This is a genomic window from Ruegeria sp. BG3, assembly GCF_056538485.1.
This window is the reverse complement of the sequence record NZ_JBQFTE010000009.1, coordinates 13,101-24,341: the sequence shown is the minus strand read 5'-3', so window position 1 is coordinate 24,341 and position 11,241 is coordinate 13,101. Positions and strand designations below refer to the sequence as shown.

Annotated in this window: 11 protein-coding genes and 1 pseudogene; 9 read left to right on the top strand and 3 right to left on the bottom strand. The window is 55.9% G+C overall.

From position 1 onward, the window contains the following. Window positions 1-57: 57 nt before the first annotated feature. Window positions 58-573, bottom strand: a pseudogene (locus tag ACR0AI_RS14705) (glycine betaine ABC transporter substrate-binding protein). 15 nt (window positions 574-588) lie between these two features. On the opposite strand from ACR0AI_RS14705, the gene ACR0AI_RS14700 reads away from it, so the two are divergent. After that, window positions 589-753 carry a hypothetical protein gene (locus ACR0AI_RS14700; RefSeq protein ID WP_480675399.1) on the top strand — a complete coding sequence of 55 codons (165 nt, stop codon included), beginning with the start codon at window positions 589-591 and terminating at the stop codon, window positions 751-753. A 27-nt stretch (window positions 754-780) separates the two neighbouring features. Here ACR0AI_RS14700 and ACR0AI_RS14695 read toward each other — a convergent pair whose 3' ends face one another. Then, window positions 781-1,023, bottom strand: coding sequence for a glycine betaine ABC transporter substrate-binding protein (locus tag ACR0AI_RS14695; protein ID WP_480675401.1), 243 nt, complete (start codon window positions 1,021-1,023; stop codon window positions 781-783). 137 nt (window positions 1,024-1,160) lie between these two features. Here ACR0AI_RS14695 and ACR0AI_RS14690 point away from each other — a divergent pair, with 137 nt between their 5' ends. The 8 genes from ACR0AI_RS14690 to ACR0AI_RS14655 all read left to right on the top strand — a co-directional run bounded on the left by ACR0AI_RS14690 (window position 1,161) and on the right by ACR0AI_RS14655 (window position 9,940). Further along, window positions 1,161-2,180, top strand: coding sequence for a GlxA family transcriptional regulator (locus tag ACR0AI_RS14690; RefSeq protein ID WP_480675403.1), 1,020 nt, complete (start codon window positions 1,161-1,163; stop codon window positions 2,178-2,180). A 198-nt stretch (window positions 2,181-2,378) separates the two neighbouring features. After that, entirely contained in the window at window positions 2,379-3,422 is a 1,044-nt protein-coding gene (locus tag ACR0AI_RS14685) for an aromatic ring-hydroxylating oxygenase subunit alpha (RefSeq protein ID WP_480675405.1), read from the top strand. After that, a complete protein-coding gene (betC, locus tag ACR0AI_RS14680; protein ID WP_480675407.1) occupies window positions 3,419-4,948 on the top strand; it encodes a choline-sulfatase in 1,530 nt (509 codons plus the stop codon). The genes ACR0AI_RS14685 and betC overlap by 4 nt, the downstream gene beginning before the upstream one ends. Further along, on the top strand, window positions 4,948-5,745 hold the full coding sequence (locus ACR0AI_RS14675) for an SDR family NAD(P)-dependent oxidoreductase (RefSeq protein WP_480675409.1): 798 nt from the start codon (window positions 4,948-4,950) through the stop codon (window positions 5,743-5,745). Before betC ends, ACR0AI_RS14675 begins: the two co-directional genes overlap by 1 nt. Before the next feature lie 148 nt (window positions 5,746-5,893). After that, a complete protein-coding gene (kce, locus tag ACR0AI_RS14670) occupies window positions 5,894-6,826 on the top strand; it encodes a 3,5-dioxohexanoate:acetyl-CoA acetone transferase (protein WP_480675411.1) in 933 nt (310 codons plus the stop codon). Between the two features lie 17 nt (window positions 6,827-6,843). Then, a complete protein-coding gene (locus tag ACR0AI_RS14665) occupies window positions 6,844-8,262 on the top strand; it encodes an aminobutyraldehyde dehydrogenase (protein WP_480701377.1) in 1,419 nt (472 codons plus the stop codon). Then, window positions 8,262-8,996 carry an SDR family NAD(P)-dependent oxidoreductase gene (locus tag ACR0AI_RS14660; protein WP_480675415.1) on the top strand — a complete coding sequence of 245 codons (735 nt, stop codon included), beginning with the start codon at window positions 8,262-8,264 and terminating at the stop codon, window positions 8,994-8,996. Before ACR0AI_RS14665 ends, ACR0AI_RS14660 begins: the two co-directional genes overlap by 1 nt. Beyond that, window positions 8,996-9,940 (top strand): 3-hydroxyacyl-CoA dehydrogenase NAD-binding domain-containing protein, encoded by a 945-nt coding sequence (locus ACR0AI_RS14655; protein ID WP_480675417.1) that lies wholly within the window; start codon window positions 8,996-8,998, stop codon window positions 9,938-9,940. Before ACR0AI_RS14660 ends, ACR0AI_RS14655 begins: the two co-directional genes overlap by 1 nt. Before the next feature lie 839 nt (window positions 9,941-10,779). Here ACR0AI_RS14655 and ACR0AI_RS14650 read toward each other — a convergent pair. Beyond that, window positions 10,780-11,127 carry an FGGY-family carbohydrate kinase gene (locus tag ACR0AI_RS14650; RefSeq protein ID WP_480701375.1) on the bottom strand — a complete coding sequence of 116 codons (348 nt, stop codon included), beginning with the start codon at window positions 11,125-11,127 and terminating at the stop codon, window positions 10,780-10,782. Window positions 11,128-11,241 lie beyond the last annotated feature (114 nt).

Below are 11,241 nucleotides of genomic sequence, written 5' to 3'. Positions count from 1 at the left end.
TGATGGCGAAAAGGCACGCCTAAGCTAAACCCAGCGCGCCTTTCATCCTTTGTCCTGTTATTGCTGCAAGGCAGCGAGTTTGCCGCGCGCATCGTCATTGAGCCAGTTGCCCCAGACGTCGCCGTAGTTTTGCAGGAAAAAAGCGGCCGCTTCTTTGCAGGACGCTCCGTTTGCATCCTGCCAGGTCAACACTTCACCCATTTGCGCGTTCCTGAAGGACATGTTTGTCAGGAACTCGACGATTTCGGGTTCCCGTTCGAGCAAGCCCGGAGCAACGGCAGTCACGACCTTTACGGTCGGATAAGCAGATGCCTAGGGATTGGTGCATCCAGGCTCACCGTCACAGGTATGGGCTGCCTGCTCGAATCCAGCAACTTCAACTTGAACCATGGGGTACTGGCCCAAAACGGATGTTCGAGCCCAATAGTAGCCATACCATGGTGCTTTGCTTTCATAGGCAGCGGTAATCGCTGCGGCGAGCGTCTCGCCTGAACCATGCTGGAATCGCTCCAAGCCGTTCCCAGCGGCGTTGATGACGCGGAGACTGTTGTTGTTTACAGCAACACATGCCAAAACAGCAGGTCAGCCATGGAATTGGCCGCCGACGAGTTTCGGATTGGCCAAAATTCCATCGATCCTGGTCAGTTCCGGTTGTTCTTCAGCCAGGCAATCGGCTATACACCACGCCTCGATGCCTCCGTCAAAAAGGAAATGGGTCAATTCGACCAGCTTGTTCTCTGCGACTTGACCTAAGTAGACCGGCGAAGAATTTGTCCAAAGCTAGGGCAGAATGTCTGGCTCACCAGTTTCAGCAATGGACGCCATAGCCGGGGTTGAAGAGGATGGTAAAAGCTGCATGGTGCATCCGTAGACATTGGCCATCAGGAAATTCGCGACATGAGTCGCCACGGTGGACGACGCCCAATCCATTTCAGTGATCGAGACTTCACCGCAGTCCGCATACGCCGCGCCTGCGGTTCCAAGGGCAGCCGCAAAAGCGAAAGCGGTCAGCTTATTTTTCATGGTTCTTCTCCCTGTCGTGCTTGATTAACGAACAGGCTAGGCATGACTCTCGATCCCAATATGTAAGGCTTTGGCCGAAAATTTTACTTGGTTGGACACGCGTTCCGCCTTAGCAACAGATCAAGAGGAACTGGCAGATGCTCGAACAAGGGGGAAAGGACAAGGCGAACGAATTAAGAATCGCTGTAACACCTTTTTTCAATTTGGCGGCCACGATGACATTTCTCGATCCGTTTCGAGCCGCCAATTACCTCGAAGGGATGACGTTGTTTCGTTGGAAAATCGTGTCCGAGACGGGCGGCATGGTGTCGGCGAGCAACGGTGTTGAGGTTAACTCCACCAAGTTCTCAGATGCAGGGATGAATGACGCAGACATGCTCGTAGTATCCTCAAGCTGGGAACCCGAGCGACATGTTTCGACAGCAATTCGTGCGGAACTCAGAAATGCCGCAAAACGTCAGGCGATCTTGGGGGGTATAGATACCGGGGCCTTTATTCTCGCCCAAGCCGGATTGCTGGAGAACTACACTGCAACAGTCCACTATGAACATATTGATGCGTTCCAAGAGCTTTTTCCAAACACAGACATTAGTGAGGCACTCTGGGTCATCGATCGCCGTCGGGTGACCTGCTGTGGGGGAGTTGCGTCGCTTGATCTGGCCTTGCATCTGATCCAGCAGTCCCACGGCAGTGCTCTGGCAAATGCTGCTGCACGCTATGTGTTTGCCCCACCGGTCCGCGATCATGGGGCATTGCAATACCCAGAGGATGCAGAACCACTAGGCAATTCTGTCCCGACGAGTGTACGCGCCGCCATTCAGGTCATGGAGGAGAACTTAGAAACACCGTTGTCCATTGCAGAGGTCTGCCGACATGTCGGATTGTCGCATCGCCAACTCGATCGGCTCTTTGCTCAATTTGTGCGGAAAACACCGGCCCTTTACTATCGAGACATCCGTCTCGACCGTGCTCGTGGCCTCGTAACGCAAACAGATCTAAGCATGTCCGAAATCGCCTTTGCGAGCGGATTTTCGAGTCAGGTCCACTTTAGTCGAGCCTACAAAGAACGTTTTGGCCTGCCGCCAAGCAAAGACCGTGTGCAGGGACGAATTCCATTCGAGTTCAGAGCATGGCCAATGCACCGCGCACCGCGATAGGTGGCGATTTAAGTTAAAACTTCGGCCATCGGTAATAAGCTTGCCGCTGAAATCCGAGAGATGTTGTTTTTATGGAGCCCGATTCCAGCCGCGAGGACAGCCATGACCAAGTTTCCAGACCAAAGCGCGTTCGAAGCAATCAAGGCTGGCTTCGACCCCGATCCCAATCGAGCGCTCTCATTGCGCAAAGAGGCTTATGTGGACGCGGATTGGTACGAGGTGGATCGCGCCGGAATCCTTGCCAAGTCCTGGCAGTGGGTGTGTCATGTCGAAAAGCTGCGCACGCCCGGGTCCTATGTGGCGACGCGCATTGCAGGTCACCCGATCGCCGTGGTCAGGGATCGCGAAGGGGTTTTGCGGGCGTTCTACAACGTCTGCAAACACCGAGCTCACGAGTTGTTGAGCGGCGAGGGTGAAACGACCCGTATCATGTGCCCCTATCATGCATGGGTGTATAAGCTCGACGGGCAGCTTGTCCGTGCGCCCGAAACCGATCATCTAGAAGACTTCTCGCCGCGCGACATTTGTTTGGATTCCGTTCAAGTTGAGGAATTTTCAGGCTTCGTTTTTGTCAATCTTGACCCGCAGGCCGCCTCTCTTGCGGAGCAATCCGGCAATCTTGAGACAGAGATCCGCTATTGGGCGCCTGATATCGACAAGCTCACCTTTGGCAAGCGACTGACCTACGACATCAAATCCAACTGGAAGAATGTCGTCGACAACTTTCTTGAGTGCTACCACTGTCCGACCGCCCACAAAGATTTTTGCGATCTTGTGGACATGGACACGTACCAAGTCACGACATATGGGATCTATTCCAGCCACATGGCTGACGCCGGGAAAAACGCTAATACCGCGTATGACGTCTCAAACGCGACAGTGAAAACCCATGCCGTTTGGTGGCTATGGCCCACGACATGTCTGATGCGATATCCGGGCCGGTCCAGCATAATTGTGCTCAATATCATTCCCGTCGGGCCGGATCGCACGATGGAGACCTATGATTTCTTCCTCGAGACGCCGGAACCGGACTCGATGGAACTCGATGCGATGCGCTATCTGGACGAAGTATTGCAAGTTGAGGATATCGGCCTTGTCGAAAGCGTGCAGCGCGGGATGGAAACGCCGGCCTTTACACAAGGTCGTATCGTTTCTGATCCATCAGGATCGGGAAAATCCGAACATGCGGTGCATCATTTCCACGGTCTGGTCCTCGATGCCTATGCAAGGGCGGCCCCATGACGCGGCCGAATATCGTAGTAGTGATGGCCGATCAGTTGGCCCCGCATTTTATAGGCGCCTACGGGCACAAGACTGCAAAAACCCCGCATATGGATGCGCTTGCCGCGCGGGGAATACGCTTTGACGCCGCCTATTGCAATTCGCCGCTCTGTGCGCCGTCGCGGTTCGCGTTCATGTCCGGACAACTTATCAGCCGGATCGCGGCTTATGACAACGCTTCGGAGTTTCGTGCAAGTGTGCCGACATTTGCACACTACCTGAAAGCACTGGGTTATCGGACCTGCCTTTCGGGCAAAATGCATTTTGTCGGACCTGACCAGATGCATGGGTTTCAGGATCGCATCACAACCGACATCTATCCCTCAGATTTCGCGTGGACCCCAGACTGGGAGGCCCATGATGAGCGGATCGATAAATGGTACCACAACATGCAAACAGTCAAGGAAAGTGGTGTGGCGGTTGCCACATTCCAGACCGACTATGATGACGAGGTTGAATTCGCGGCGCGACGTTGGTTGATCGACCGTGGCAGAGATCGGGCCGCAGGCGATGACACGCCGTTTTGCCTAGTGGCAAGCTTTATCCACCCGCACGACCCTTACGTTGCCAAGCCGGAATACTGGGATCTTTACAGCGATGACGAGGTCGACATGCCGGAAGGCTTGCCTCTCGATCAGCACGATCCGTTTTCGAAGCGTGTAATGGACGGGATCGAGGCCTCGACCGTGCCACTGACCCAAGAAGAAGTACGCCGTGCCCGTCGCGCATATCTGGCGAATGTTAGCTATTTCGACAGCAAGGTCGGCGCGATTGTGAAAGCGCTGGAAGACACCGGCGAGATCGACAATTCCCTGATCATCGTGACGGCCGACCATGGGGACATGCTCGGTGAGCGGGGTCTTTGGTACAAGATGACCTTTTTTGAGCATTCCGCACGCGTTCCGATGATTTTCGCCGGACCCGGTGTGTCCAACGGCGCTGTGTCAAACGCCTGTTCCCTGGTCGACCTTTTGCCGACTTTCCTCGATGTCGCAGGCGGAGGGCCTGACATGCTGGGTGAGCCGATAGACGGGCGGTCCTTGATGTCCCTTGCACGCGGCGAAGATGCGTCCGAGGACATCGCAATTGGCGAATATTGCGCCGAGATGACGCCATGGCCCGTCTTCATGATCCGGCGCGGCACGTTGAAGTATATCCACTGCGATATGGATCCGCCGCAGCTCTACGATGTGTCCAACGACCCCGATGAGCGCTCAAATCTGGTCAACAATCCCGCTTACTCTGAGGCGGCAGCCGCCTTCGCCGCAGAGGTCGCAGAACGCTGGGACAGCAAAGGCCTTCGGGCAGATGTCTTGCGCACCCAGAAATCGCGACGTGCACTTCACGCGGCAATGGAGGCTGGGGCCAGTGAGCCTTGGGACTACAATCCGCCGCGCGACGCCAGTCAGGAATATGTGCGCAACAACATGGATTGGACGGTGGCAGCCGCGCGTTACCGCTTTCCGCCAACGGGAGAGGACACTTAATGGGGACTCAAGACGGAAAAGTCGCATTGGTGACTGGTGGTCGCGGCGGTATTGGCCGCGCGATAGTGGATCGCCTCTCGCGGGAAGGCGCCATGGTCTACGCGGCCGACCTGAGCGAAAGCGGTTCTTTAGCGGGGGCTGTCGAGGCTCGTTGCCGCTTCGTTCGGCTGGATGTGACCTCCGAGCCAGAAGCCATTTCCGCGATGGAGAAGGTCCGCCAAGAACATGGCAAACTAGATATTCTGGTGAACGCCGCCGGTATTGAGATCGAAAAAACGATCGAGGAAACCAGCCTTGAAGAATGGAACCGCTCTTTTGCGGTGAACGTGACGGGCACGTTTCTGACCTCAAAACACGCGCTGCCCCTGATGCGCGCGGCAGCAATGGGCGGCTCGTCCGCCTCTCTTATCAATTTCGGCTCCTATGACGGATTCATCGCGGATCCGGGGCTTGCGGCCTATTGCGCCACGAAGGGCGCGGTTCACGCGCTGACCCGGGCCATGGCCTGTGATCACGGGCCCGAAGGCATCCGCGTCAACGCGATTTGCCCCGGGTATATTGACACGCCAATGCTCCAGAGCTTCTTTACCGGCGACGGCTCGGGTGGTGGCGGTAAGACCATTGATGAACTGCAGCAAGCGGTGCGCGACGTGCATCCGATGCGCACCTATGGCACGCCCGAAGACATTGCGAACCTCGTCAACTGGCTGGCCAGTGACGAGGCACGATATGCCAGCGGGCAGCTATGGGTGTTGGACGGAGGGCTGAGCGCTCAGGTTCAGCAAATGCGCCTATGACCGTCATTATTCAGCCCAGAACGATGGAAGAGGCAGAGACACCTATGCGCCGCTTTACGTTCGGAGAAATGCCCGACGTGCATCTGATCTACCGCCCCCTAGACCCACGACAGTACCTGCGACTCGTTGCGTTACGAGAGGGTGAGACATGCCAAAATCCGTAATCATCACTTGCGCCCCAACTGGGGGTATCCACACCCCAACAATGAGCCCGCACCTGCCAATCACACCGGCCGAGATCGCAACCGCCAGCATTGAAGCCGCAGAAGCCGGAGCGTCAATCATCCACCTACACGCTCGCCATCCCGAAACAGGTAAGCCTGATCCAAGGCCCGAGCTGTTCCAGCAATTCATGCCGGTCATCAAACAATCGACCAATGCCGTGATCAACGTTTCAACCGGCGGCGGTCTCGGCATGTCAATGGACGACCGGATGCTTGCCGCGACCAGAACAAGTCCGGAAATGGCATCGCTGAACGTCGGCTCGTTGAACTTTGGCATTTTCCCGATGCTGCAGAAATACACGGAGTTCCAGCACGATTGGGAACGCTCTTTCCTCGAGATGACCGAGGATTTTATCTTTCCCAACACGTTCAAGACAATCCGGTATGCCATCGAGAAACTCGGCGGGGAGCATGGCACGCGGTTCGAGTTTGAATGCTACGATCTTGGACACCTTTACAATGTGAAATGGTTCGTGGACCAAGGACTCATCAAGCCGCCTTTCTTGATCCAGATGGTGTTCGGCATCTTGGGGGGCGTGGGAGCCGATCTTGACAACCTGATGCACATGCACACGATCGCAGATCGGCTCTTTGGTTCTGAAAACTATGAGTGGTCGGTGCTGGCAGCCGGGCGTCATCAGATGCCTTTCGCGACACAGGCCGCACTCTTAGGCGGCAACCTTCGGGTTGGACTGGAAGACAGCCTGTTCATTGGCAAAGGTGAACTTGCGACGTCAAACGCTCAGCAAGTCCGAAAAATACGGGAAATAGTCGAGAACCTCGGACTGACCGTCGCAACACCCGCCGAGGTGCGGAAGCGATTGGCGCTCAAGGGCGCGGACCGGGTAAACTTCTGATCGGGGTAGTAGAAAACATGCAGACAAAAATGCTGATCAACGGGGAAATGGTCGATGGGACCGGAGCCGCGATTGACGTGCTGAACCCCGCTACCGGAGAGACCATCGGTCAGATCGCGCAAGCCAGCGCCGACCAGGTCGACGCGGCTGTTAAGACATCCGAAGAAGCGTTTGAGACATTCCGGCATACTCCCCCTGTAGAACGCGCCGCCCTGCTATTGCAGATCGCGGAAATCATTGAGTCCAAACAGGATGAATTGGCAGAGCTCGAAAGTCTTGATGTCGGCAAGCCTTGGCCCTCGGCCCGTGACGACGAGTTTCCTCTGACGATTGATACTTTCCGTTTCTTTGCCGGTGCCGCGCGCACTATGACAGGGTCTGCCGCAGGAGAATACGTAGCGGGCCACACGTCAATGATCCGGCGCGACCCAGTTGGCCCAGTGGCAGCGATTGCGCCTTGGAACTATCCGCTGATGATGGCAGCTTGGAAAATTGCGGCGCCGATCGCAGCTGGTTGTACAGTTGTTCTAAAACCATCAGAGATTACGCCCTTGTCCACTTTGCGGCTTGCGGACCTTCTGCAAGACGTCCTGCCAAAAGGGGTTTTGAATGTAATCCACGGCTCCGGTCCAACGATCGGCGATCAACTGATCAACAGTCCCCAGATGGAAGCGATCACCGTCACCGGGTCCCCAGCAACAGGCATGGCAGCCATGAGGGCCGCGAGCCAGCAAATCCGCCATGTGCATCTCGAACTTGGAGGCAAAGCTCCGGTCATTGTTTTCGAGGATGCAGATCTGGAGACCGTGGCCGAAACGATCCGATACGGCAGTTTCTTCAATGCCGGACAGGATTGCGCACAACCTTGCCGGATTCTGGTGCAGGATAGCGTCTACGAAAAGCTAGTCGCAGCGGTTGAAGCACAGGTCAAACAGATCAAGCTGGGCGCTCCGAAAGACGAAAGCACGGAAATGGGACCCATCGTGTCAGCCACTCAACGCGAGCGCGTAGCAGCCTTTGTCGATCGTGCGCGCCTGGGGTTTGAGATTGTCACTGGCGGTGCGAGCGGAGACGGTTCCGGCTTCTTCTATCAGCCGACGGTCGTTGCCAACGTTGATAGCGCCGCCGAGATTGCAACGGATGAAGTTTTCGGCCCGGTTGTCACGCTCTCGCGGTTCTCGGATGCTGATGAGGCCATCAAGGTTGCCAACGCGGGTCGATATGGCCTCGCGTCCTCTGTCTGGACGGCCGATGTGGGGCGGGCCATGTCGATGACATCGCGTCTGCGCTACGGCTTCACTTGGGTCAACACGCATGGTGTGGGAACGCCAGAAATGCCGTGGGCGGCCATGAAAGGATCTGGCACCGGATGTGACATGAGCGTCTACGCGCTCGACGCCTATACCTCGATCCGCCATGTGATGGTTGCGCACTGATGCGGTTGGCTGGAAAACGTGCATTCGTTACAGGCGGACGTCAGGGGATCGGACGTGCAATTGTCGAAGCCTTCCTCGCCGAGGGCGCATCGGTCATCGCGTGCGGGCGTGGCGACGCCCCGGACGCCTTACCCTGCGACTGGCACAGTCTTGATGTGAGCGACCCCAGAGCCGTAGAACAAGTCGCCTTGGCGGTCGGTGCGATAGACATTTTGGTCAACAACGCGGGCGTTCAAGTTGAAAAGACGGTGACGGAAAGCAGCGACGCGGATTGGGATCTCGTAATTGGCACCAATTGCAGGGGCGTTTTCAACTGTTGCCGCGCCTTCATTCCGAACATCCGAGCGGGTGGCAGTGTCGTCAATATCGGCTCGATCTCCGGCAACGTCGCTGACCCATCTATGGCGCTATACAATGCATCAAAATCCTTTGTACATGCGCTCACACGGTCGATCGCGGTGGATCATGGCCCCAATGTTCGATGCAATGCAATTTGTCCGGGTTGGATCAATACAGGTATGCTAGAGGCCGGGTTCGATCTAGCGAACGACCCGGTCGCGGCGAAAAGGGACGCGTTGGCGCGCCACCCTGTTCGTCGGTTCGGAGAACCGAATGACATTGCCCGCACGGCGGTCTGGCTCGCCTCAGATGAGGCCGGTTTTGCAACGGGCCAGCTCTTTACCATTGATGGCGGCATGACAGCCGCGTCGCCTCTCAACCCCGGAGTATTCTGATGTCAGCGATCTCCCAAACAGCGATACTTGGTGCTGGCGTTATCGGATCAAGCTGGGCTGCGCTTTTTCTTGCGGCTGGGCGATCGGTCACCGTCTATGACCCGGCTTTGGACACGGAAAGGCTAACCCGCAAGGCCGTGGAGACTGCCTGGCCGACGCTCGAAGAGTTAGGGTTGACCGAAAGGGCAACCCCGGACGATTTGACATTTGCTACGACAGCATCCCAAGCGGTTGAAAGTGCCGATTTTGTGCAGGAAAACGTCCCAGAAAGAGAAGCGATCAAACACGCTTTGTACTCGGAAATTGAACCGGTGCTGAGCGAAGGTTCGATTGTCTCAAGCTCGACTTCAGGCATGACTCTCGAGGCCTTGCAACTGGGTTGGAAAGACCCCGCGCCTCTCATTCTTGGACATCCTTTCAATCCACCGCACCTGATCCCCTTAGTGGAGCTCACGGCGAACGCGCGTACAGGACCTGGCGTGCTTGAACGAACCGACGCGTTTTACAAAGACATCGGCAAAGTCACGATCCGCATCAAGAAAGGCATGCCCGGTCATGTGGCCAACCGATTGCAGGCCGCGGTCTGGCGCGAAGCGGTGCACATGGCCATTGAAGGCGTGGCATCGGTGGAAGACATAGACAAGGCCATGTGGGCTGGGCCTGGTTTAAGATGGGCTGCAATGGGTCCGACGATGCTCTTTAACCTGGGGGCGGGTAATGGTGGATTGCGTGCCTTTTGTGAACACTTCCGGGACACGTTCAACGGTTGGTGGGACGGATTGGGTCAGCCGCACCTCGATGACGACGTAGTCGAAGCGCTCGTTCAAGGTATTAACGACGTGGCAAATGGGCGATCTCCCCAGAGTCTCGCCGCAGAGCGAGACGCTCTCATTGTCGCTATGCAAAAATCTCTCAAGGACATCAGAACACAGTCGAAACCGTGAGTACTCGATGGCCTTGACCTTGTCGACTTAGTTCGTTCGCCAACAGTTAATGCTGGTGCTGGTACGGGACTGCATCAACGAGAGACAGAGCGTGAAACCGCCTCTCACACGAAGTCGTTTAAGGCGAGCACAAACCGATAGTTGACCTGCGTGATAGAAACAGAATGTCCCGCGAATTGATTCATGCAGCTTGAATCTATCCCGTGCGAACGACGAATTGCTGGTTTCGTGTCAGCGCTGCATTGTTCAAAATTTGCAAATGCCGAGGTTCTCCTGCTGCGAGCGCACGCAGCAAAAAAAACGAATAGACAATTTGGGCTCTCTGCCGAAATTCACTGTGGCTCTCCGTCATGTAAATCTGCAACCCGTCGCCAATTTCATCAAAACAGTAATGTTAGGCGGGTCGACTACAGTGAAAAAGCCCTGAGTTCCAATTCCTGCAACCCTGCAAACAGATCGAATGCGCTGGAAGCGCGTTTATCAAAAATGGTAGATAGCCTGCGCAGGTGGCCAAAAAGACGACTGGACAAGGGTCATTCGACTGCACTGACCGCGTTTTTAGTCGACGATACAGCATTAATCTGTCGCTCAGGGCGCTGGATTCAGCGGGTTCAAAACGGTCCATTGCTTCGCGTTGCACCGCCAGTTCGGCAAGATCAAACGCACCTATTGCGCAGCAGCCAGCATGGCCGCGCCATACGCGAGGCCAGATCTGATCCCTCTGATCGCGTCACTGGCTTTCTATCACCACTACTATCACACCCGGCAAGAGGTCCGACTGATTTCCTTCCCCCTATGGCTGCCAATTCTGGCAATTCGTCGATCTTCCCACCGAAACTCTACGCGGTATCTGCAAAGCAGAAGGCAATCGCCTCAACCAAAGAGAGGTAAATGTCAGCGCGTGTCGCAGAATCCTCCAGAACAAAGAAACAGGCCCGGGTATTCGGATCGCCCAGAGGACTGCACTCGCCGGTGACATATGGTAGAAATATTAGCATCCGATCCCTTTCAACCGTTTCGGCAAGCGCAACAGCTTCGGCAGCAGACAGCCCCAATTGACCGCCAATCCATGAGATCGGCCTTGCACCGTTTAGCATCACCGTCGTATGTTTCCAGCGATCCGGTAGTGTGTGCGCAAAAGCATGCACATATCGGTCGGGGTTGGGTTTGTACCTACGATCCACCACGAACTATTGCCCGGCCGTACCCAAGAAGATGAAGCCCTATACCACTTCAGTCGCGCCCAGAGATACCGGCCCGGTTGCAGCATCTCTTTCTTCAGCTACGATAGGCACGCCGCG